The sequence below is a fragment of the Bradyrhizobium sp. UNPF46 genome (assembly GCF_006658625.1).
In the GTDB taxonomy this organism is placed as follows: Bacteria; Pseudomonadota; Alphaproteobacteria; order Rhizobiales; family Xanthobacteraceae; genus Bradyrhizobium; species Bradyrhizobium nitroreducens.
In genome coordinates, this window is record NZ_LFJB01000027.1 from 33,171 (window position 1) to 53,748 (window position 20,578).

Below are 20,578 nucleotides of genomic sequence, written 5' to 3' on the forward strand. Positions count from 1 at the left end.
GGCATTCCTCCGTGGATTTCTTGATTTGGTCTAGTTGAAACGTCCGCCCCGCTGGATCACCTCGATCTTGTAGCCGTCGGGATCGCTGACGAAGAAGAAGCGCGCCAGCGTTCGGCCCTCGTGCTTGAAGTCGCGCAAGGGCCCCGGTGCGAGCTTCTCGCGCTCGAAGCGGCCGTGCTCGGCATCGAGATCCTCGACCACCACGGCGAGATGGCCATAGCCGTCGCCGAGCGCATACGGCTCCTTGCGGTCGAAATTCACGGTGAGCTCGACCTCGAAAGGTGAGGAGGGGTGACGCAGATAGATCAGGGCGAAGTCCGCGAATTTCAGATGGTCGGCGACTTCGAGGCCGAAGGCACGCTTGTAGAAATCGAGCGAGCGTGCCTCGTCGAGCACGCGGATCATGGAATGAACGGGCTTTGCCATTCAATTCAGCTCCTTGAGGTAGGTGATGATGGCGGCGCGCGTCTCGGGCTTGGCCTGCCGGTAGGCCATGACCACGCCGGGAATGACGGCTTGCGGATTGGTCAGCCAGGCGTCGAGCCGAGCTTCGTCCCAGGCGAACTCGGCCCTCGCCAAGCTGTCCGAGTAACGAAAGCCGTCTATCTTGCCGGCGGGCCGGCCCACGACCTCGACCAGCGGCGGCCCCTGCCGCATCGGCTCCGACAGGCTTGTGGTGTGGCAAACCGCGCATTGCTGCTTGAAGAGTGTCGCACCATCCGGCGGCCTTGCTGCCGGCAAAGGCATTTGCGCGTCGGCAACCCGCGCCATCAGCACCGTCGCGGTGCACAATCCCAGCACGATCACCCGCATCGTTAACAGCCGCCCATCCACATCAACGCGCGCAAACTCTAGGCGGCGTCAGATGGGCGGTGGTAGTAGCGGGCTGTTTCGCTGCGTGCAGAGATGTTCACGGCGCGTGTTGTTCCGCACCGCCTTATATGCGGAGCACAATTCCGCGAAACCGCCGTCAAATCCCTAAACGATCACCACACGATGCGCATTGCATGGCGTTCGCGCCGCTCGAATTTTCGACGTGATGCAAATGGTCCGGTGCAGACGAGCGGCGTAGCGTGCCGCCGAGCCATTCGTCGCGAAACAATCCAGGAGAAATGGATGAAGTTGGTGAAGACCTCGATGATCGCATGCGCCGTGTCGGCTCTCATCGCGACACCCGTCCTCGCACAAAGCGCGCCTCCCACCGCGAAATCAGGCGGCACCGTGCAGAGCAAACCCATGCAAGGCAGCACGATGGGCAGCGGCGATGAGGAGATGAATGCTCAGTCGGGCGCAGCAGGCGATAAGACGGGCATGAAGCCGACCAAAGGCACCAAGGGCACGGTCGTCACCACGGGCAGCGCTGCGCACAAGGGAACGGCCGACGACGCTGCGACGGGCGGCGCTACGGGCAAACGTTACTAGCTGCCTGATGGCATTGCAGAACTCCGGTCGCCCCCGCGGCCGGAGTTTTTGCTGAGCTGCTAATCGTCGAAGCTCCGGCCGCGTCCGGCCTTGACGTCGCTGCGGCGCTTCTTGCCCTCAAGCCGGCGCTGCTTGGAGCCAAAGGTCGGCCGTGTCGCGCGCCGTGGCTTCGGCCGTATCATCGCCTCGCTCAGGATCTCGACAAGCCGGTCGATGGCGTCCTGGCGGTTGCGCTCCTGGGTGCGGAAGCGCTGGGCGTGGATCACGATCACGCCATCCTTGGTCATGCGCTGGCCGGCGATGCGGGCGAGCCGGATCGCGGCATCCTCCGGCAGGGTCAGCTTGCGCGTGTCGAATCGCAGCTGCGCCGAGGTCGAGACCTTGTTGACGTTCTGCCCGCCCGGCCCGGAGGCGCGGACAAAGCCGATCTCGATGTCGTCCTCGTCGATGACGAGATCGCGGGATATCCGCAGCATGATGGCACCATATGTGATGTCCGGACATATCGCGGACGTCCGATTTCGGCAATGGTGCAGGGTGGAAACGCAAATGGCCGGGCTGAGCCCGGCCATCGCGGTAGGCGTTGGGGATGTCAGTTCGACTTCGTCGCCGGTGGCGCGGGCTGCGCCGCCGCTTGCGGGGCGCGGCCGACCACGACCGTCAGCAGGCCCTGGCCCCAGAGCCGCTTGGCGGCGGCCTTGGCGTCGTCCAGCGTCACGGCATCGACGATGGCATTGCGCCTCTCGATATAGTCGATCGGCAGCTTGTCCTGCTGGTACTGCAGCAGCGCCTGCGCCAGCTTCGAGGAGGTGTCGAGCGCCAGCATCTGCGAACCCTTGAGGTAGGACTTGGCCTCGTCGAGCTCCTTCTGCGTCGGGCCCTCCTCGGCGATGCGGCGCACTTCCTTGTCGATGGCGTCGATGGTGTCGCCGGCGCGGTCGGCGCGGGTGCCGGTATTGCCGATGAAGATCGCCGAATGCTCCATCCAGAGCAGCGCTTCATAGACCGAATAGGCAAGGCCGCGCTTCTCGCGGACCTCGCGATAGAGCCGCGAGGACAATCCGCCGCCGCCGAGAATGTGGTTGACGACATAGGCCGCCATGAAATTCGGGTCGCTGCGCTTCACGCCGGGGCCGCCGAAAGTGATCACGGTCTGCGGCACGTCGAGCGTCACGAAGACACGCTGCGGCGGCTTTGCAGCGTCGACGTCGGGGACCGGCGTCAGATTGGCCTTGGCGGGCAGGCTGCCGAAGGTGTGGTCGAGCAGCTTGCCGAGGGTCGCCGGATCGACGTCGCCGACAACGGCGATCTTCAGCCCGTCCTTGGCGATCACCCGGCCAACATAGTCCTTCAGGTCGGCGATCGTGATGCTCGGCACGCTGTCGAGGTTGCCGTTGGTCTGCCGGCCGTAAGGATGATCGCCGAAGGCGACCTCCAGGAATTTGCGGCTCGCCAGCGAGGTCGGATTGGTGGTCTCGCGGCGCAGGCCCGAGATCACCTGCGAACGGATGCGCTCGACATCGGCGGGGTCGAAATGCGGCGAGGTCAGTGCGCTTCTGAGCAAGTCGAAGGCCTCGTCCTTGTTGTCGCGCAGCATGCGCAGGCTGCCGCGGAAGGTGTCGCGGGAAGCGCTGAAGGAGAGCTCGATGGCGCGGCGGTCGAGCCGCTCGTGGAAGGTCTTGGAATCGAGATCGCCGGAGCCTTCGTCGAGAAGGTCACCGACCAGATTGGCGACGCCCGACTTGTCCTTGGGATCCTGGCCCGAGCCGCCGGCAAAGGAATATTCCATGGCGATCAGCGGAACGGTCGCGTCCTGCACGAACCAGGCCTCGATGCCGCCGGGCGAGACCAGGCGCTGGATCTTTGCGGCGGCGAGCGAGGGCGAGATGGCGGCGAGGGAAAGCGCAGCGCCGGCGGCAAGCGAGAATGCAACGCGTCGAAGGAAGGGATAGGTCACGAACGCTTCTCCTCGCGCTTGGCGGCACTGGTGTCCTTGATCAGATAGCCCGTCACCGAGCGTTTCTTCTCGAGCCATTTTTGAGCTGCAGCGCGGACCTGCTCGGCGGTGACCGCGCGGATGCGGTCGGGCCAGCTCCTGATGTCCTCGATCGACAGGCCCGTGGTCAGTGCGCCGCCATACCAGCGCGCCAGCACAGTCTGGTTGTCCTGGGCGTAGATCGCTTCTGCGATGAGCTGGGTCTTCACGCGCTCCAGATCCTCGGCGCGGATCGGGTTCTGCGCGACATTGGCGATGACGCCGTCGACCGCCTGCTCGACCTCTGCGAAGCTCACGCCGGGCTTCGGCGAGGCCGAGATCGCGAACTGGGTCGGATCGAGCGAGATGCTGGAATAGCTGGCGTTGGCGGAAACCGCGAGCGGCTTGTCGACGACGAGGGCGCGGTAGAGATAGGAATTGCTGCCGCTGCCCATCAGCTGCGCCAGCACGTCGAGGGCGGCGCTCTCACCGGCCGCAGCCGTGGTCGCCGAAGGCACGAGATAATAGCGCCGCATGCTCGGCTGCTCGACGCGCGGATCTGCCAGGGTGACGGTGCGGGGGGCGGCGGGCTCCGGCTCCTGCGGGCGGACACGCCGGGCGGGAATCGCGGGCTGGGCCGGGATCGCGCCGAAATTGCGCTCGACCAGCGGGCGGATGTCGGCGGCCTCGACATCGCCGGCGATCACCAGGATCGCGTTGTTCGGCGCATAGAAGCGGCGGTAGAAGGCGAGCGCGTCCTCGCGATCGAGCTTCTCGATCTCCTGATGCCAGCCGATCACCGGCCGGCCGTAGGGATGATTGAGATAGAGCGCGGCCATGATCTGCTCGTTCAGCCGCGCGTCCGGATTGTTGGCGACGCGCATGTTGTACTCTTCGAGCACGACGTCGCGCTCGGGCAGCACGTTCTCGTCCTTGAGAATGAGGCCGGTCATGCGGTCGGCCTCGAACTCCATCATGGTCGGCAGCTGCTCTTTCGGCACGCGCTGGTAGTAGTTGGTGTAGTCGACCGAGGTCGAGGCATTCTCGTTGCCGCCGACGCGGAGCACGGTCTGGGAGAATTCGCCGGCCGGGTGCTTCGAGGTGCCCTTGAACATCAGGTGTTCGAGGAAGTGGGCGAGGCCGGACTTGCCCGGCGTCTCGTCGGCCGAGCCGACCTTGTACCAGATCATCTCGGTGACCACGGGGGTGCGGTGGTCCGGGATCACCACGACCTGCATGCCGTTGCTGAGCGTGAAGCTGGCGGGCGGCGCCGATGTGACCGTGGTCTGGGCAAGGGCCGCGCCGGCCGAGAAGAGGATGCTGGTCGAAAGCAGCGCGGCAAAGAGGCAGGCAGCCGATCGGTAAGAGGACATCATGATCCTTTTAAAAAGGGCCGAGGTCCGGATGTCCGGCTCGGAAGGCACGGCATGCTACACCGTGCGGCTGAGGCTTCGCGTCACGAAGCAGAGAACTCAACGCGGTGGCAAGTTACTGATATGCAATTTATCGAACGCGGCCGGCGTGCATGACACGCCGGCGCGGGTTCGCTTCCGAGGGACAGGAACGCTATTGTTCCTTGTCCTTGCCCGACATGATGTCGAAATAGGTCCGGCGAGTCTTGTCCGGGCCGGCGCCATAGGCGTAGTTCGGCGAGGGCGTCTGGTAGCCCGGGGGCGGCTCGACCAGCGACTGGCGCGGCGGCTCGCTGGTGAATTTCTTCTCTTCGGTGGCGTTGCCACCCTTCATCATGTTCCACAGACCGCCGGAGAAGCCGAGCTCGGCGGGGCTGAGCGACGGATTGCCGTTGGTGCCCGGCTGGATCGGGTCGTTGCTGGTCCGGGGTGCTGCGGCGACCTGGCCGGCCTTCATTTCGGCGGGAGTCAAAGGACGGGCGACCTGCCAGTTTTCGGTTTCCTTGGTCGCCTTCTTGCGCGCGGCGATGGCTTCCTTGCGGCGCTTTTCCTCGGGGTCCTTGGGCCAGTTGGGCACAGCCTTGGCTTCGGTCGCAGGCGGCGGCAGGTCGAGCTTGGGCGGCACGACCAGCGGCGAGCGCTCCCGGTATTCGATGCCTTTCTTCTCCATGCTCTTGGCGCCGATGCCGGACATCAGATTGTCGATGATCTTCTCTTCGAAGGTCATGCCATCATCTTCATCGTCGTCGTCACCGGCGCGGGCCGCGCCGGCCGACATGACGAGACCGATGCCGAGCGCGACAGCAGACAATTTCAACGCCCGCCAGAACCCCGATTGGGGGTCTCGAACCATCGAACCGCTGGTCTTCGAGCTGCGCATTACCGTACCTGTTCCATATTGTGGCAGATTGCCGCTCAAACGCGGCCAATCCCTCGCAAAAAATGGGTTCCACCTGCCGGTCCGTATCGGCCGGGATCAGGGCGCTTTTGCGGCGGGTACCCCCAGGAAGGAATCATACAACAGCCCCGCCACCCCAGCAACGATGGCCACGTCCGCGAGGTTAAACACATACCAATTATAGGTATTTCCACCGATCTCGATGTGGAACAGGGCGAAATCGACCACTGCGCCATAGGCCAGGCGGTCGATGCCGTTGCCGATGGCGCCGCCGATGATCAGGCCCAGCGCGACCGTAGCCAGCCGCGTGTGCGAGCGGGCCATCCAGATCGCCAGGGCGATCACGGCAACGGCCTTCACCGCCATCAGCGCGAGCTGCGCCGCCTGGCTGTCGTTCTGCAGCCAGCCGAAGCTGATGCCGATATTCCAGGCCAGCACCAGGTCGAAGAACGGCGTCACCTTCACCGCGCCGCGCCGGGCAAGGTCGAACCCGTTCAGCAGCCACAGCTTCGAGGCCTGGTCGGCCAGGACGGTGACCAATGCTGCGAGGATGCCGGCGCGGAGAGGGGGCATGCCGGGGATCAGACGCTCACGCCCAACGCCTTCCACTCACGCAGCGCCTGTGCGTCGCGCGGGGTGACGTCGGGGTACTCAGGATCATCGCCGACAAACTGCGAGATCTTCCAGGAGCGGGCGCATTTGGTGCCGACTGCCTTCTCGACGATCACCGCGACGCCGGGCACGGCATCGAGACGGAACGCCGACGCGGGCGCCTCACCCTCACGCACCTCGTAGTTCGAGGTGATGCAGATCTCGGCGAGGTCGGTGTCGAACAGCGTCATCAGCACATTCCGGTCGGCGACATAGATCACCGGCGATGCCTCAAGCGAAGAGCCGATGTTCTTGGCGGCGCGTTCGAGCTCGAGCGCGCCGGTGACGACGCGGCGGACGTTGCGGATCGTTTCCCATTTCGCGGCAAGCTTGTCGTCGCGGAATCTTTCGAGATCGGTCGGGAACAGCGTCAGATGCACCGACGGTTCTGCGTCGGGGCGATACATGCGCCAGGCCTCCTCAGCGGTGAAGCTGAGGATCGGCGCCAGCCATTTCAGGACCGAGGTGCACAACAGGTCGATCGTCGTCAGCGCCGCCTTGCGCGTCAGCGACGACGGCGGATCGCAGTACAGCGTGTCCTTGCGGATGTCGAAGTAGAACGCCGAAAGCTCGCTGTTGAGGAAGGCGGAGAGGGTCGCGACCACGGTCTTGTAGTCGAACTCCCGATAGGCCTTGTCGACGGCGGCGGCGCGTACGGCGAGCTCATGCAGCATCAGCCGCTCGAGCTCGGGCATCTCGGCCGGCGCGACCGCGTCGGCCGGCTTGTAATGATGCAGCGTGCCGAGCATCCAGCGCACGGTGTTGCGCAGCTTGCGGTAGGTCTCGACCGTGTTCTTCAGGATCTCGGGGCCGATGCGCTGGTCGTCGGTGTAGTCGCAGGACGCGACCCAGAGCCGGAGGATGTCGGCGCCGGATTCCTTGATGACGGACTGCGGCTCGATGGTGTTGCCGAGCGACTTCGACATCTTGCGGCCGTCCTCGGCCTGGGTGAAGCCGTGGGTCAGCACGATGTCGTAGGGCGCGCGGCCGCGCGTGCCGCAGCTTTCCAGCAGCGAGGAGTGGAACCAGCCGCGATGCTGGTCCGAACCTTCCAGATACATCACGGTGTCGGTGCCGCCGTCGACCTTGCGCTTGATGCCCGACAGCCCCGGGAAATGCGCGGGGTCTTCGAGCACGAATGCGTGCGTCGAGCCGGAATCGAACCAGACGTCGAGAATGTCGTCGACCTTCTGCCAATCCTCGCTCGCGCGGGCGCCGAGGAAGCGCTCGCGGGCGCCCGTCGCGTACCAGGCATCCGCGCCTTCCTGCTCGAAGGCTTCGCCGATGCGAGCGTTCACCGCCTCGTCCTGCAGGATCTCGGCGGAGCCGTCGCCCTTCTCGCGCACGAACACGGCGATCGGCACGCCCCAGGCGCGCTGGCGCGAGATCACCCAGTCGGGGCGCGCCTCGATCATGCCATTGATGCGGTTCTCGCCCGACGGCGGCACCCATTGCGTCACCGAGATCGCGTGCAGCGCGCGGGCGCGCAGCGTGTCGCCGCTCTTCGCCTTGCCGCTCACCGCAACATCCTTGTCCATCGCGATGAACCATTGTGGCGTGTTGCGGAAGATCACCGGCTTCTTGGAGCGCCAGGAATGCGGATATTGATGCTTGAGCCGGCCGCGCGCGAGCAGCATGCCTCTTTCGACGAGCGCCTTGATCACGGCCTCGTTGGCATCGCCCTTCTCGCCCTTGTCGTTGATGACGCGCTTGCCGGGAAAGCCGGGCGCATGATCGGTATAGGCGCCATTCTCGTCGACGGTATAGGGGATCGCCGTGCTGATGCCGCGCGCATCGAGGTCGCGCGCCTGCGCCATCCAGGCATCGAAGTCCTCGCGGCCATGGCCGGGGGCGGTGTGCACGAAGCCGGTGCCGGTGTCGTCGGTGACGTGGTCGCCGGGCAAGAGCGGCACGATGAAGTCGTAGCCGCCGGCAAGCCCCTTGAGCGGATGGGCGCATTCGATCGCGTCCATGGTGTCGCCCGGGATGTCGCGCACTTTCTCATAGGCCGTCACGCGCGCCTGCTTGAAGACCTCTTCGGCCAGCGCGTCGGCAAGGATCAGCAGATCGCCGGTCTTGGTCCAATTGTCGGCGGGCGCGTCCGTCACCTTGTACAGGCCATAGCCGATCTTCGGCGAGAACGAGATGGCGCGGTTGCCGGGCAGGGTCCAGGGCGTGGTGGTCCAGATCACGACGCTTGCGGCGGCGAGCGCGCCGTGCGCGGGCGAGGTGACCGGGAATTTCACCCACACCGTATCGGAGGTGTAGTCCTCGTACTCGACCTCGGCTTCGGCCAGCGCGGTCTTCTCGACCACGCTCCACATCACCGGCTTGGAGCCGCGGTAGAGCGTGCCGTTGGCGGCGAACTTCATCAGCTCGCGCGCGATCTGGGCTTCGGCCGGATAGCTCATGGTGGCGTAGGGATGATCCCAGTCGCCGATGACGCCGAGCCGCTTGAACTCCTCGCGTTGCACGCCAAGCCAATGCGTGGCGTAGGCGCGGCATTCCTTCCGGAAATCGATCATCGCGGTCGAGTCGCGGAAATCGGGCTTCTGCTTGCCCTTCTTGCGATAGTGCTCCTCCTCGACCTTCCACTCGATCGGCAGGCCGTGACAGTCCCAGCCGGGCACGTAGTTGGAATCGAAGCCGAGCATCTGCTGGCTCTTGGTGACGAGGTCCTTCAGGATCTTGTTCAGCGCCGTGCCGATATGGATGTTGCCGTTGGCGTAGGGCGGGCCGTCATGCAGTACGAATTTGGCCCGGCCCTTCGCAGCTTGGCGGAGCTTCTCGTAGAGGCCGATCTCGTACCAGCGCTTGAGGATTTCCGGCTCGCGCTGCGGCAGGCCGGCGCGCATCGGGAATTCGGTCTGCGGCAGGAACAGGGTTTTCGAATAGTCTTTGGTGTCGGACTTTTGCGGCTTTTCGGACATGGGGCTGACTGGCTCGGAATGGCGCGGGAACGGATGGCGATGCGGAATCGCGGGGTGAAACGACAAAATCCCGGTCTTGCGCCGAGCCGTAAGCTCAGGCGGAAGCCGGGCCGCTAATCCCTATGATGCGCCGCGCAAACATGGGCTCTCCATAGCAGGGGGCCAGGGGAAGCGCAAAAGAGAAGCGCAAAAGGGAAGCGCAAAGGTTCGGGGAGGCCGGGTTCGGCCCTCAATCGACGATGCCGAGCCTCGGAAACGCGTCCGGGGCCGCGGCCAGGATGGCGCGGGCACGGGCGGAATCGTCGTCCATCTGCCGGATCAGGGCCTCTAGACCATCGAATTTCAGCTCCTCGCGGATGAAGCCGACGAAGGCGCAGTCCAGCTCCTGCCCGTAGAGGTCGCCCTTGAAGTCGAACAGGAAGATTTCCAGGAGGGGTGCGCCATTATCAAAAGTCGGGCGGCGACCGAAGCTGGCTACCCCGTCGAGCCGCTCCGAGCCTCGGCCGACGCGTACCGCATAGATGCCGTGCTTCAGGCCGCAATTGGCGTCCAGGCGGATATTGGCGGTGGGATAGCCGAGGTCGCGGCCGCGCTTCTCGCCGTGGATCACCTCGCCGGTGACGAACCAGGGCGCGCCCAGCATGGTGGTGGCCTCGTCCAGCTGGCCTTCGGCGAGGGCGACGCGGATGGCGCTGGAGGACACCGGCCGCTCGTCGATGTCGACATGCGGCTGCACGTCGACCTCGATGCCGAGCCGGGGCGCTTCATTGACCAGAAGACTGGGCGAGCCGACCCGCCCCTTGCCGAAATGGAAGTCGTAGCCGACCGCGATCCCGCTGACGCCGAGCCGTCCGATCAGCTCATGGTGAATGAAATCTTGCGCGCTGGTTCCGGCCCGGGCCTTGTCGAAGGTCATGACCACGGCGCCGGCAAGCCCGGTGCCGGCCAGAAGCCGCAATTTGGCCCGTTCGTCCGTCAGGCGGAATTGCGGGGTGTTGGGGCTGAAAAATCGCCGTGGATGGGGCTCGAAAGTCAGCGCCAGCGCAGGGCGGCCATGCGCCCGGCCCATTTCCAGGGCCGCGGCGATCACGGCGCGGTGGCCGAGATGAACCCCGTCGAAATTGCCCATGGCCACCACGGCGCCCCTTGGAATGGCGGAGGCCGGCGTGGTGTCGCGAATAACGTTAAAATGCGGGGCCATCAGGGGAATTCTCGAACCGGCGGGACCGGCCGGGACCGTGGCGCGACCCGCCCGATGAAGTCAAGCGGGAGGGGCAACCCGCATCGAACGCAATTTCAGTTCTTTCGGGGCGCCCCCAATTAACGCGCTGTTTAACGCCTTGGTGCTAGTCCTTGCATCTGGAACAGGCGGGCTCCGGCCCGGCGGGTCCGATCGTAATATTCCTGGGTATGCGTTGGGGGAGTCGAGATGGCGGTTGATTTGTCGATGCCGGTTCTGGTGGTGGATGACTACAGCACCATGATCCGTATCATCCGGAATCTGCTGAAGCAGCTTGGCTTCGAGAATATCGATGATGCCAGCGACGGTTCGGCAGCGCTGAACAAGATGCGCGGCAAGAAGTACGGACTCGTGATCTCCGACTGGAACATGGAGCCGATGACGGGGTACGACCTGCTGCGCGAAGTGCGCGCGGATCCGAACCTCGCCACCACGCCCTTCATCATGATCACGGCGGAATCCAAGACCGAGAACGTGATCGCGGCCAAGAAGGCCGGCGTGAACAACTACATCGTCAAGCCGTTCAATGCGGCGACGCTGAAGACCAAGATCGAGGCGGTCTTCCCGGACATGGCGAGCGCGTAAAGGGCCGCTCTTCGCCGGACAACAATTTTCCGTTTGGAACGTCATGCCCGGGCTTGTCCCGGGCATTCGCGTTAGCCCCCGTCATTCCGGGGCGGTGCGTCAGCACCGAACCCGGAATCTCGAGATTCCGGGTTCGCGCTTCGCGCGCCCCGGAATGACAGAGGTTAAGCCCTCACCACTTCAATTCGCGCATCAGCGCCTTCGGCGGATGGCCGAACAATTCCATCACGGAAGCCGGATCAAGCTGGTCGAGGCCCTCGAACTCCTCGGCATGGATGCCGCGGGTCACGAACAGGCAGTCGATGCCGAATTCGCGCGCGCCGGTCAGGTCGGTGCGGACGGAATCGCCGATCGCCAGAACCTTTTTCCGGTCGATCTGGTGGCCCTGGCGCTCACCGGCGAGCGCCATGGCGCGCTCGTAGATCGGCCGGTGCGGCTTGCCGTAGAAGATCACCTCGCCGCCGAGCTCGCGATAGAGCTCCGCGATGGCGCCGGCGCAGTAGATCAGCCGGTCGCCGCGCTCCACCACGATGTCGGGGTTGGCGCAGACCAGCGTCAGCTTGCGCTCGCGTGCCTTCAGCATCATGCCGCGATAGTCTTCCGCCGTCTCGGTCTCGTCGTCGTAGAGGCCGGTGCAGACGATATAGTCGGCTTCCTCAAGCGGGGCGGTCTTCGCATCGAGGCCGCGATAGATCGAATTGTCGCGCTCGGGTCCGAGCCAGAACATCTTGCGGCCGGGATGCTCGGCGACATAGAGCCGCGTCAGATCGCCCGAAGACACGATGGCGTCATAGGTCTCGTCGGCGACGCCGAGCTTGCGCAATTGCCGCTGCACGCTGTCAGCCGGCCGCGGTGCGTTGGTGATCAGGATCACCGTACCGCCACGGCTGCGATAGGTGTGCAGCGCCTCGCAGGCCTCGGGGAAGGATTCGAGGCCGTTGTGAACGACGCCCCAGATGTCGCTGAGCACGACATCCACACCGCCCACGAGCTCGCGCAGGCTTTCGGCGAAATGCAGCGTTGTCATGATGGGCGGCGCCGATCAGATGCGGCGCGCGAGCGCCGCGTTGCCGGTGATGCGTTGTGCCGGAGGAGCGGCTGATGTCGCGCCAGATGTCGTACCTTGGCTGGGGGAAGCGGAGCCATTGGATCCCTGAATGTCCTGCGCCTGGTTCGGCGAGGCCCCGCCGGTAGCAGATGCCCCCTCCGGCCGCAATGGCCGGGGCGGTGCGAACAGGAACCCCTGGCCGAACCGCACGTCATAGTCGAGCAGGTCCACGACCGCGCGCTCGCCTTCGATCCGTTCGGCGATCAGGTCGATGCCGAAGCGGCCGAGCAGGTCGGAAAGGTCGGAGGGATGAATGTCCGACGCCGAGGCCTGCCTGGGGTCGAGCAGCAGCGCGGCCGGCACCTTGATGAAGCGCACGCCGCGGTCGGCCAGCTCGCGCGGCTCGATCCTGAGATCGGTGACATGGTCGATCGAGAAGCGGAAACCGCGCTGGGCGAGCGCGGCAAGATTCTCGGTCTCGGCCGGGCCGAGATTGCGGAACGTCGCCTGCTTGAACTCCAGCACCAGCGAGGGCGCCAGCGCGCGGTTGGCTTCGAGGAAGTCGAGGCATTGTGCGAAGGTGGTCGAATTGCCGAGCGTGGACGCCGCGACGTTGCAGAACACGCCGACGTCCTTGTTGCGCACCATCAGGCGTCGCAGCACCTGCACACAGCGCAGCATCACCATGTTGTCGATGCGTCCGATCAGGCCGGAAGCTTCCGCGATGCTGATGAACTCCTCGGCGGCGATCAGCTGGTCGCGCTCGTCGCGCAGGCGCGTCACCGCCTCGTAGAACCGCACCTTGCGCTGCGGCAGCGTCACCATCGGCTGCAGGAAGATGTCGATGCGGTTCTCGTCGATGGCGTTGCGCAGCGTCGCCAGCAATTGTGTCTGGTTGCGTCCGGCGGCGGTCTGAACCGGGGCGGTCTGGGCCTGGACCGACGGCATGGGCCGCGGCTGCGCCACCGGCGGCGGGGGGGCGGCGGGAAGCGGGGGAGGGGCGACCGACTGTTCCTCGAACGGCGCAGCCAGGTCGATTGGCGCTTCCGGCTCGGACCTGAGCTCCGGTCTGGGTTCGGATCTGGCGACCGGGGCGAGAGCCGGCGCGGCGCCGGCCAGCAGATCCTCGTGGGTCGACACGGTGGTCGCGAGCTGCCTGACCAATCCGCCGAGTTCGTTGATCTCGCCGACCACGGACTGGATGCGGTCGGAGTTGGTCGAATTGGACGAGGCGATACGTCCCTCGATCGCAGCCAGGCGGCGGCCGAACTCGGCCACCTGGCGGGCGAGGTCGGCGGTGCCGCGCGACAGATCGGCAATCTGGCCGCCGACGTCGCTGCGGTCGCGCAGCCGCATCGACACGGCGTTGTAAAGGATCAGGAAGGTCAGCACGGTCAGCGCCACGATCGCGGATTCGGTCCCGCTGATGCCGGCGACGGCGTAGAGGACAAGCCCGAGCGAGGCCGCGACCAGAACCATGCAGATGGCGATGAAGATCGTCGAAATGCGAATCATGCCGCGCGTTACGCCTCAAGAGCTGACTGTCTTGCCCGGGAAAACACGGGTCGCCGTGCGATCCCGTCACGCCTCGTGCTCCCCCAAGCCGCATGACCTTAACATCATTGTTGATTCGAGGGGATAGCAGCCTCGTTGCGGCTCAAGTCAATCCAGCCCGGCGAAAGCCTTCGAGGTAGCGTTCGCGGTCGCGGGCAAGCTTGACCGGCATGAATTCGGCGAGCCAGGCGAGCGAGACGTTCGGCTGGGCACGGCGGAGCTCCTTCAGCGCCGCGTGGGCGAGATCAGCCTGTCCGGCCATGCCGGCAGCCGCAGTCAGTACCCGATGCGCGCCGACGAAATCGCTCCGCTGGCGCAGGGCCTCCTGGGCGAGCCGGATCGCCTCCGCGTCATCGCCGCCGAGGAAGCGGGCATAAGCGGCGATACCGTAATAGACGGGGGCATAGGGATCGCGCGGGCTGAGGCGGATCGCCCGCCGCGCGGCCTCGTCGGCGTCCCGCCAGCGGCCGCAATAGCCGAGTGCCAATCCGTAATAGCCCTGTGCCAGGGCGAAATTCGGATTGAGCCGCAACGCGGTCTCGAATGCGGCCAGCGAATCCTCGAACCGGCGCGCAAACAGATTGACGTGGCCGAGCGCGTTGTGAGCCCAGGCATCCTCGTTGTCGGCGCGGATGGCAGCCCGCGCGGCACGTTCGGCGCTGGTGATCGCACGGTCCATCTCCATCCAGCCCATATGCGCCGTGAACATGTAGCTGGTGCCGAGCAACCCGAGCGCCTTGCCGTAGTTGGGGTCGAGTGCGATGGCTTTCTCGAGCAGCGCCTGCGCCACCACATGATCCTGCCGTGTCACGCGCCAGTAATGCGACAGCGCGCGCATCACGAGATCCCAGGCATCCATGCTGTCCGGCGGCTTGCGCTGGGCGCGAAAGCTCTCCGCGGCATAGAGCTGCGGCTCGATCGCCGCGACGATCGCTTCGGTGATCTCGTCCTGCACGGCAAAGACATCGGCAAGCTCGCGATCGTAGCGTTCGGCCCAGAGATGACTGCCGGTGGCGACATCGTTGAGCTGTGCGGTGATGCGGACGCGGTCACCGTCCTTGCGGACGCTGCCCTCGACGACATAGCGAACGCCGAGCTCTTCGGCGACCTGACGCAGATGAACCGTGCGCCCCTTGTAGATGAACGAGGAGTTGCGCGCGATGACGAAGAACCAGCGCAGCTTCGACAGCGCGGTGATGATGTCCTCGCTGATGCCGTCGGAGAAATAATCCTGCTCCGCTTCGCCGCTCATATTGATGAATGGCAGGACCGCGATGGCAGGCCGGTCAGGCAGCGGCAAGCCCGCCGGTGGCCGGCTTGTCGCCGCCTCGGAAAGCTCGGTGACCTCGCCAACAAACCGGACGCCCTTGCGCGCGATGGTCCGGATCAGCCGCTGCTCCCCGCCATTGTCGTCGACCGCGCGCCGCGCGGCGTTGATCCGGCTGGTGAGCGTCGATTCCGAGACGACGCGGCCGTTCCAGACTGCGTCGAGCAGATTGTCCCGCGTCACCACGCGTTCGCGGTTGCGAACGAGATGGAGCAGAAGATCGAACACCTGGGGCTCGAGCGCGATCAGCGTCCTCGCGCGCCGCAATTCGCGCCGCTCGGCATCGAGCACGAAATCCTCAAAATGAAACGCCACGCCAGCCTCGGTTCCGCTGGGAAATCAAGGTGCTCTCAGCGTAAAATAATGCCGCTCTCAAGGCCAGCGGACCGCATGCGCCCTATCGTCCCGGCGTTTTCACCTCCGGAGAATTGCCATGTCGACATCCGCCGCGCTCAAACAGGCTCCCGCCCAGCCCGATCTCGCCGCCGTCAAGCAGCGCCAGCATGGCGCCTGGTCCTCGGGCGACTATGCCGTCGTCGGCACCACCCTGCAGATCGTCGGCGAGCAACTCTGTGAGGCCCTGGACCTGCGCGCCGGCAGCAAGGTGCTGGACGTCGCCGCCGGCAACGGCAACGCGACGCTGGCCGCGGCGCGGCGCTGGTGTGACGTCACATCCACCGACTATGTGCCGGCGCTGCTCAAGCGCGGGCAGGAGCGTGCGGCGGCGGACCATCTGACGGTCGAATTTCGCGAGGCTGACGCCGAAGCGCTGCCGTTTGCGGACGCCAGTTACGACGTCGTGCTCTCGACCTTCGGCGTGATGTTCACACCGGACCAGGACAAGGCGGCCTCGGAGCTTGCGCGCGTCTGCAAATCCGGCGGCAAGATCGGCCTCGCCAACTGGACCCCGCAGGGCTTCATCGGCCAGCTGTTCAAGACCATCGGCAAGCATCTGCCGCCGCCGGCCGGCGTGAAGTCCCCGGCGCTGTGGGGCACCCCGGCGCGGCTCGAGGAGATGTTCGCAAGCCAGGCCTCGGACATATCGGCCGAGCCGCGCATGTTCGTGTTCCGCTATCGCTCGCCCGAGCACTGGCTCGATGTCTTCAAGACCTTCTACGGGCCGACGCTGAAGGCGTTTGCCGCGCTCGACGAGAGCGGCCAGGCCGCGCTGAGGCGCGATCTCCTGGCGTTGCTCGGCGAGTTCAACCATGCCGATGACGGCACCATTGTCGTGCACAGCGAATATCTGGAAGCCGTCATCACCAAGCGCTGAGACGCCGCTCGATCGGGCCGGATCAGCTCCGGCCCGATCGTCGTCATTGGTTAGAACGGCGCGGTCGCGCCGACGGTGTCGGCCGAGACCGCCTCGCGGCTGCCGCGTGGCTTGGGCCGTCCGGTGGTCGTATCCTTCAGCGTCTGCCGCTCGATCTCCGAATTCAGCTCGGCGCCGAACATGACGACGATCGCCGACATCCACATCCACGTCATCAGGCCGATGGCTGCGCCGAGCGAGCCGTAGGTCGCATTGTAGTTGGTGAATTCCGACAGATACCAGGACAGCAGCGCCGAGCCGGCGATCCAGAGGATGGCGGCGATGACTGCGCCGAGGCTGAGCCATTGCCAGCGCGGCGCATCGCGACTGGGGGCGAAGCGGTAGAGCACGGCGAGCGCCATGAGCAGGATGAAGAACAGCAGCGGCCATCGCGCCAGCGCCGCGATCAGCTTGCTCTTGGGCGCCATGCCGAGATGATCGAGTGCGAGCGGAAAGGCGACGACGGCCGCCACCATCAGCAGCAGCGCCACGATGCCGCCGACCGTGAAGGTCAGCGACACCATGTTGAGCTTGATGAAGCTGCGCTTCTCGCGCTCCTCATAGGCGACGTTGAGGGCGTCGAAGATCGCCTTGACGCCGGCATTGGCGCTCCAGACCGCGAGCAGAAGGCCGAGCAGGAAGGTGGCACCGAGCGTGGTGTTGCCATGCGACACCACGCGCGCCACCTGGTCCTCGACGATCTGGAACGAGCCCTGCGGCAGCATGGTCGCCAGCGTCTGCAGGTTGGCGCTGATCGTCGCGGGATCGGCGAACAGGCCATAGGACGAAACCAGCGCCGTGACCGCCGGAAAGATCGCGAGCAGCCCGAAGAACACGACACCGCCCGCTGTCGCGAGCAGGCGATCGTCATCGATGCGCTGATAGGTGCGCCAGAAGATATCCTTCCAGCCCGCCCAGGGAATCGCGAACGGACTCTTGGCGCGGCGGCCGTGGCCGGGCTGTACTGCCGCACGCGTCGGGCTCGTTTCCGGTGAGTTCGCCTCGGCGTTGCGATGGTCTGGTGGAGGTCCCGGACGGATCAGGCCGGAGTTCTGGAAATAGCGCTCCGCGGTGAGCACGAAGACGGCTGTGGCTGCGATCAGGAGCCACGAGTCGAACTGCTCGGGACGCCGCGCCGGCATTCAAGCGTCCGATCTTTGGCCGTACCGCCTGCGGCGCGCCGCCGTGAAGCCCGCCAGTCCGATCGCCGCGAGCATCAAGCCAAGCTGCACGGGCCGGTTGGTGGACCAAGCGGGTCGGCCATTGCGGCGTTCGCCCGGCGCGAGCGGCGCGAGGGGAATCGCGGTTGCGACCTCCTTTACGGCCTCCCCGACCGTTCCACGCGGAATCCGCGGCGTCGCGATGGCAACGCGCATCCGGCTCGCAAGCGGCACGATCGGCCTGGCTTTGCGGTTCATCTGCGCCGTGGCCACGCCGGCGCAGACCGCCGCCAGCACCAGCAGCACGGCTCCGACGGCACCGAAACCCCAGAACTGCCCGTAGGTGATGGCGACCCAGCGATACAGGGCGATCAGCCCGACGAAGAAGGCCGCCATCGCGAACAGGCCCGCGACCGCGAACAGCCCGCCCGCCACCGCGTAAGACGTCACCTTGCCCGATGCCTGGCCGGCCCGGTCACGCAGATAGGACTGAGCGGCGCGTTTGACGTGGTTGAGCTTCAGCGCCATGCCGGCGCGCAGCAATTCGCCCGATGGCGCGAGCATCTGGACATCCTCCGAGAGCGAGAAAATTCGTCGGGGGATGAACGTGGCCGAATTTGACTTGTTCCGTCCGCGCGCGGCGGTCGTGAGCGCTCAGCCGAGATCGGCGGCCGAAATCCAGAACACCTCGCCTTCGAAATCCTCGGTGTCGAGCCAGAGCAGCGGCAGCTCCGGGAAGGCCTCGTCGACCAGGTGCCGGCCGCGGCCGATCTCGCAGATCAGCCCGCCGTCCGGCGTCAGGTGATCGGGCGCCTCCGCCAGGATGCGGCGGACCACGTCGAGGCCGTCGGCGCCGCCGTCGAAGGCGAGTTTCGGCTCGGCCCGGCATTCAGGTGGCAACGCGGCCATGCCTTCCGCATCGACATAGGGCGGGTTGGTGACGATCAGGTCGTAACGCGCATCGCCGAGCGGGGCGAACAAATCGCCGCGATGCAGCGTGATCTGCTCACCGAGCCCGTATTCGTCGACATTGCGCCTGGCAACCTCGATCGCGCCCTTGGAGATGTCGACGGCATCGATCGCCGCATTCGGGAAATGATGGGCCGCGAGAATCGCGAGACATCCCGATCCCGTGCAGAGATCGAGCACGCGCTCGACCGCATTGGGGTCGTTGATCAGCGATCCGACCTCGCCGTCGCCGCCGAAATGCGAATCCAGGAGCTCGCCGATGAAGGAGCGCGGAACGATGACGCGCTCGTCGACGTAGAAGGGCAGGCCGCGCATGTAGACCTTGTTGACGAGGTAGGCGGCCGGCTTGCGCGTGGTGATGCGTCGATGGACGAGATCGAGGATGGTCTTGCCTTCCGCAATCGTGACGCGCGCGTGGGCAAAGCCCTCGAACTGGTCGGGATTGAGGTGCAGGGCCTCGCAGACCAGAAACGCGGCTTCCGCGACCGGGTCGGTCGTGCCATGGGCGAAGGCGAGCTTGGCTTCAACGAAGCGGCTCACGGCATAACGGACGAAATCGAGCAGCGTGAGAAGCTCGCCGGGACCCACTTTCGCAGGCTTCGGCGCGGCGCGGCCACGCGCGGTCTTTTTGGATGCTCTTGCCATCAGGATTTGGTCCAGCGTGCGGCGGCCTCGTCGTCACGGGCCTGGGCCTCGACCCAGCCGGTGCCGGTGGCGCTCTCTTCCTTCTTCCAGAACGGCGCGTTGGTCTTGAGGTAGTCCATCAGGAACTCGGCCGCCTGGAATGCGGCCTGGCGGTGCTGCGAGGCGGTCAGCACCAGCACGATGTTATCACCCGGCATGAAGCGGCCGACGCGGTGGATCACCGTGACGCCGTTCAATGGCCAGCGTGAAATGGCCTCGTCGGCATGACGCCTGATCTCTTCCTCGGCCATCCCTGGATAATGCTCGAGCGTGAGCGCGGCGACCTTGGCGCTGTCGTCGTCCGCACGGCAGATGCCGGAAAAGCTGACGACGGCACCGATGTCGGTGCGGCTCCTGGTGAGGACCGCGATCTCTCGGGCGATATCGAAATCGTCTTCCTGGATGCGGATCGCGACGGGGCAGCTGGCGACAGGGGAGGTCATGGCCTAGCCGCCGGTCATCGGCGGGAAGAACGCGATCTCGCGGGCGCCGGCGATCGCGGCATCCGATTTGACATGGGCGTGGTCGATCGCGGCGCGGATCACCTTCGGCTTCTCGAACGCGTAGGCATAGGCCTCGCTCTGGCTGGACAGCCAGGCGATCAGCTCCTCGACGGTGCGCACGGTCGAAGGCGGCTCGATGGTCTCCTCCGCCTTGCCGACGCGCTCGCGCACCCAGGCAAAATATTTCACCTTCATCCCTCGTCCTCCTTGATGAGGTGATGGATGCCGGCACGGAAATAATCATAGCCGGTGTAGATGGTCACGATCGCCGATGCCCAGAGCAGCGCGAGGCCGATCATCGAGACAACGGGCACCACCTCGTCGCCGGCAGGTCCCGCGAGCAGAAACCCGATCGCAACGAGCTGGACGGTGGTCTTCCACTTCGCAAGCTTGGTCACGGGCACGCTGACGCGGAGCGCGGCGAGGTATTCGCGCAGGCCCGAGACCAGGATCTCGCGGCACAGGATCACGATGGCGGCCCACAGCGACCAGCCGTGGATGATGCCGTCGGCGGCCAGCATCAAAAGGCAGGATGCGACCAGCAGCTTGTCGGCGATCGGATCGAGCATCCGGCCGAAGGCCGATTGCTGATTCCAGATTCGCGCGTAATAGCCGTCGAGGTAATCGGTGACCGCGGCGGCGATGAAGATGGCGACCGCGACCCAGCGAAGCCAGAGCGGCTGATCCAAAATCGACTGCGCATAGATGCACCCGACCACGACCGGGATCGCGGCGATCCGGCCATAGGTCAGGATGTTCGGGAGGGACATCGCGCGGCTGGTCGTCCCTCGTGTCGTGGCGATGTTCATTCGTCCTACCAATACCGCTCAAGCCCGCAGGTCAACCGTTCCGCTCCCAGATGGGGCACGGCATGCGACGACCATATGACCCGAGCTCCCTTTTGGGCC

Annotated in this window: 21 protein-coding genes; 3 read left to right on the forward strand and 18 right to left on the reverse strand. The window is 65.6% G+C overall.

Going from position 1 to position 20,578, the window contains the following annotated elements; genetic code table 11:
* Positions 1-30: 30 nt before the first annotated feature.
* Together UNPF46_RS12450 and UNPF46_RS12455 are read right to left on the reverse strand one after the other, a co-directional pair.
* Positions 31-426 (reverse strand): VOC family protein, encoded by a 396-nt coding sequence (locus tag UNPF46_RS12450; RefSeq protein ID WP_100176510.1) that lies wholly within the window; start codon positions 424-426, stop codon positions 31-33.
* A complete protein-coding gene (locus UNPF46_RS12455) occupies positions 427-813 on the reverse strand; it encodes a c-type cytochrome (RefSeq protein ID WP_142250213.1) in 387 nt (128 codons plus the stop codon). It abuts the gene before it with no gap.
* Between the two features lie 303 nt (positions 814-1,116).
* Between UNPF46_RS12455 and UNPF46_RS12460 the strand changes: the two genes are divergently transcribed.
* Positions 1,117-1,422: a hypothetical protein gene (locus UNPF46_RS12460; protein ID WP_142250214.1), complete on the forward strand. Its 306-nt coding sequence runs from the start codon at positions 1,117-1,119 to the stop codon at positions 1,420-1,422.
* Positions 1,423-1,481: 59 nt separating this feature from the next.
* Here UNPF46_RS12460 and arfB read toward each other — a convergent pair whose 3' ends face one another.
* The 7 genes from arfB to UNPF46_RS12495 all read right to left on the reverse strand — a co-directional run bounded on the left by arfB (position 1,482) and on the right by UNPF46_RS12495 (position 10,489).
* A complete protein-coding gene (gene arfB, locus UNPF46_RS12465) occupies positions 1,482-1,898 on the reverse strand; it encodes an alternative ribosome rescue aminoacyl-tRNA hydrolase ArfB (RefSeq protein WP_142250215.1) in 417 nt (138 codons plus the stop codon).
* A gap of 116 nt (positions 1,899-2,014) precedes the next feature.
* A complete protein-coding gene (locus UNPF46_RS12470) occupies positions 2,015-3,379 on the reverse strand; it encodes a M16 family metallopeptidase (protein WP_181769905.1) in 1,365 nt (454 codons plus the stop codon).
* On the reverse strand, positions 3,376-4,773 hold the full coding sequence (locus UNPF46_RS12475; protein WP_430649770.1) for a M16 family metallopeptidase: 1,398 nt from the start codon (positions 4,771-4,773) through the stop codon (positions 3,376-3,378). Before UNPF46_RS12475 ends, UNPF46_RS12470 begins: the two co-directional genes overlap by 4 nt.
* Before the next feature lie 190 nt (positions 4,774-4,963).
* Positions 4,964-5,689, reverse strand: coding sequence for a hypothetical protein (locus UNPF46_RS12480; RefSeq protein ID WP_142250217.1), 726 nt, complete (start codon positions 5,687-5,689; stop codon positions 4,964-4,966).
* A gap of 96 nt (positions 5,690-5,785) precedes the next feature.
* The gene (gene lspA / locus UNPF46_RS12485) at positions 5,786-6,280 is read right to left on the reverse strand and encodes a signal peptidase II (protein WP_100178122.1); all 495 of its coding nucleotides are present in this window, start codon (positions 6,278-6,280) and stop codon (positions 5,786-5,788) included.
* Positions 6,281-6,288: 8 nt separating this feature from the next.
* On the reverse strand, positions 6,289-9,288 hold the full coding sequence (gene ileS, locus UNPF46_RS12490; protein ID WP_142250218.1) for an isoleucine--tRNA ligase: 3,000 nt from the start codon (positions 9,286-9,288) through the stop codon (positions 6,289-6,291).
* 229 nt (positions 9,289-9,517) lie between these two features.
* Positions 9,518-10,489 (reverse strand): bifunctional riboflavin kinase/FAD synthetase, encoded by a 972-nt coding sequence (locus UNPF46_RS12495; RefSeq protein WP_100178124.1) that lies wholly within the window; start codon positions 10,487-10,489, stop codon positions 9,518-9,520.
* 228 nt (positions 10,490-10,717) lie between these two features.
* Between UNPF46_RS12495 and UNPF46_RS12500 the strand changes: the two genes are divergently transcribed.
* On the forward strand, positions 10,718-11,113 hold the full coding sequence (locus UNPF46_RS12500) for a response regulator (protein WP_008567674.1): 396 nt from the start codon (positions 10,718-10,720) through the stop codon (positions 11,111-11,113).
* A gap of 172 nt (positions 11,114-11,285) precedes the next feature.
* Here UNPF46_RS12500 and UNPF46_RS12505 read toward each other — a convergent pair whose 3' ends face one another.
* The 3 genes from UNPF46_RS12505 to UNPF46_RS12515 all read right to left on the reverse strand — a co-directional run bounded on the left by UNPF46_RS12505 (position 11,286) and on the right by UNPF46_RS12515 (position 15,357).
* A complete protein-coding gene (locus UNPF46_RS12505; RefSeq protein ID WP_100178125.1) occupies positions 11,286-12,140 on the reverse strand; it encodes a TIGR01459 family HAD-type hydrolase in 855 nt (284 codons plus the stop codon).
* A 15-nt stretch (positions 12,141-12,155) separates the two neighbouring features.
* Positions 12,156-13,676: an EAL domain-containing protein gene (locus UNPF46_RS12510; RefSeq protein ID WP_142250219.1), complete on the reverse strand. Its 1,521-nt coding sequence runs from the start codon at positions 13,674-13,676 to the stop codon at positions 12,156-12,158.
* A gap of 142 nt (positions 13,677-13,818) precedes the next feature.
* Positions 13,819-15,357, reverse strand: a complete 1,539-nt coding sequence (locus tag UNPF46_RS12515) for a winged helix-turn-helix domain-containing tetratricopeptide repeat protein (RefSeq protein WP_181769906.1) — start codon at positions 15,355-15,357, stop codon at positions 13,819-13,821.
* A 118-nt stretch (positions 15,358-15,475) separates the two neighbouring features.
* Here UNPF46_RS12515 and UNPF46_RS12520 point away from each other — a divergent pair, with 118 nt between their 5' ends.
* Entirely contained in the window at positions 15,476-16,315 is an 840-nt protein-coding gene (locus UNPF46_RS12520; protein ID WP_142250220.1) for a class I SAM-dependent methyltransferase, read from the forward strand.
* Between the two features lie 50 nt (positions 16,316-16,365).
* Here the strand turns inward: UNPF46_RS12520 and UNPF46_RS12525 are convergent, their stop codons facing one another.
* The 6 genes from UNPF46_RS12525 to pgsA form a co-directional block, all read right to left on the reverse strand.
* A complete protein-coding gene (locus UNPF46_RS12525) occupies positions 16,366-17,496 on the reverse strand; it encodes a YihY/virulence factor BrkB family protein (RefSeq protein WP_142250221.1) in 1,131 nt (376 codons plus the stop codon).
* A complete protein-coding gene (locus tag UNPF46_RS12530; protein ID WP_100178129.1) occupies positions 17,497-18,078 on the reverse strand; it encodes a phage holin family protein in 582 nt (193 codons plus the stop codon). It abuts the gene before it with no gap.
* Between the two features lie 90 nt (positions 18,079-18,168).
* A complete protein-coding gene (prmB, locus tag UNPF46_RS12535; RefSeq protein WP_142250222.1) occupies positions 18,169-19,128 on the reverse strand; it encodes a 50S ribosomal protein L3 N(5)-glutamine methyltransferase in 960 nt (319 codons plus the stop codon).
* The gene (locus tag UNPF46_RS12540; protein ID WP_142250223.1) at positions 19,128-19,610 is read right to left on the reverse strand and encodes a molybdenum cofactor biosynthesis protein MoaE; all 483 of its coding nucleotides are present in this window, start codon (positions 19,608-19,610) and stop codon (positions 19,128-19,130) included. The genes prmB and UNPF46_RS12540 overlap by 1 nt, the downstream gene beginning before the upstream one ends.
* Positions 19,611-19,613: 3 nt before the next feature.
* Entirely contained in the window at positions 19,614-19,865 is a 252-nt protein-coding gene (moaD, locus tag UNPF46_RS12545; RefSeq protein WP_100178132.1) for a molybdopterin converting factor subunit 1, read from the reverse strand.
* Positions 19,862-20,479 carry a CDP-diacylglycerol--glycerol-3-phosphate 3-phosphatidyltransferase gene (pgsA, locus tag UNPF46_RS12550; RefSeq protein ID WP_097657541.1) on the reverse strand — a complete coding sequence of 206 codons (618 nt, stop codon included), beginning with the start codon at positions 20,477-20,479 and terminating at the stop codon, positions 19,862-19,864. Before pgsA ends, moaD begins: the two co-directional genes overlap by 4 nt.
* Positions 20,480-20,578: the final 99 nt, after the last annotated feature.

What these genes read in the sequence shown, in the direction of transcription:
- UNPF46_RS12450 (WP_100176510.1), bottom strand. Translation starts at nt 426, where the DNA reads ATGGCAAAGCCCGTTCATTCCATGATCCGCGTGCTCGACGAGGCACGC.
- UNPF46_RS12455 (WP_142250213.1), bottom strand. Translation starts at nt 813, where the DNA reads ATGCGGGTGATCGTGCTGGGATTGTGCACCGCGACGGTGCTGATGGCG.
- UNPF46_RS12460 (WP_142250214.1), top strand. Translation starts at nt 1,117, where the DNA reads ATGAAGTTGGTGAAGACCTCGATGATCGCATGCGCCGTGTCGGCTCTC.
- arfB (WP_142250215.1), bottom strand. Translation starts at nt 1,898, where the DNA reads ATGCTGCGGATATCCCGCGATCTCGTCATCGACGAGGACGACATCGAG.
- UNPF46_RS12475 (WP_430649770.1), bottom strand. Translation starts at nt 4,773, where the DNA reads ATGATGTCCTCTTACCGATCGGCTGCCTGCCTCTTTGCCGCGCTGCTT.
- UNPF46_RS12480 (WP_142250217.1), bottom strand. Translation starts at nt 5,689, where the DNA reads ATGCGCAGCTCGAAGACCAGCGGTTCGATGGTTCGAGACCCCCAATCG.
- lspA (WP_100178122.1), bottom strand. Translation starts at nt 6,280, where the DNA reads ATGCCCCCTCTCCGCGCCGGCATCCTCGCAGCATTGGTCACCGTCCTG.
- ileS (WP_142250218.1), bottom strand. Translation starts at nt 9,288, where the DNA reads ATGTCCGAAAAGCCGCAAAAGTCCGACACCAAAGACTATTCGAAAACC.
- UNPF46_RS12495 (WP_100178124.1), bottom strand. Translation starts at nt 10,489, where the DNA reads ATGGCCCCGCATTTTAACGTTATTCGCGACACCACGCCGGCCTCCGCC.
- UNPF46_RS12500 (WP_008567674.1), top strand. Translation starts at nt 10,718, where the DNA reads ATGGCGGTTGATTTGTCGATGCCGGTTCTGGTGGTGGATGACTACAGC.
- UNPF46_RS12505 (WP_100178125.1), bottom strand. Translation starts at nt 12,140, where the DNA reads ATGACAACGCTGCATTTCGCCGAAAGCCTGCGCGAGCTCGTGGGCGGT.
- UNPF46_RS12510 (WP_142250219.1), bottom strand. Translation starts at nt 13,676, where the DNA reads ATGATTCGCATTTCGACGATCTTCATCGCCATCTGCATGGTTCTGGTC.
- UNPF46_RS12520 (WP_142250220.1), top strand. Translation starts at nt 15,476, where the DNA reads ATGTCGACATCCGCCGCGCTCAAACAGGCTCCCGCCCAGCCCGATCTC.
- UNPF46_RS12525 (WP_142250221.1), bottom strand. Translation starts at nt 17,496, where the DNA reads ATGCCGGCGCGGCGTCCCGAGCAGTTCGACTCGTGGCTCCTGATCGCA.
- UNPF46_RS12530 (WP_100178129.1), bottom strand. Translation starts at nt 18,078, where the DNA reads ATGCTCGCGCCATCGGGCGAATTGCTGCGCGCCGGCATGGCGCTGAAG.
- prmB (WP_142250222.1), bottom strand. Translation starts at nt 19,128, where the DNA reads ATGGCAAGAGCATCCAAAAAGACCGCGCGTGGCCGCGCCGCGCCGAAG.
- UNPF46_RS12540 (WP_142250223.1), bottom strand. Translation starts at nt 19,610, where the DNA reads ATGACCTCCCCTGTCGCCAGCTGCCCCGTCGCGATCCGCATCCAGGAA.
- moaD (WP_100178132.1), bottom strand. Translation starts at nt 19,865, where the DNA reads ATGAAGGTGAAATATTTTGCCTGGGTGCGCGAGCGCGTCGGCAAGGCG.
- pgsA (WP_097657541.1), bottom strand. Translation starts at nt 20,479, where the DNA reads ATGAACATCGCCACGACACGAGGGACGACCAGCCGCGCGATGTCCCTC.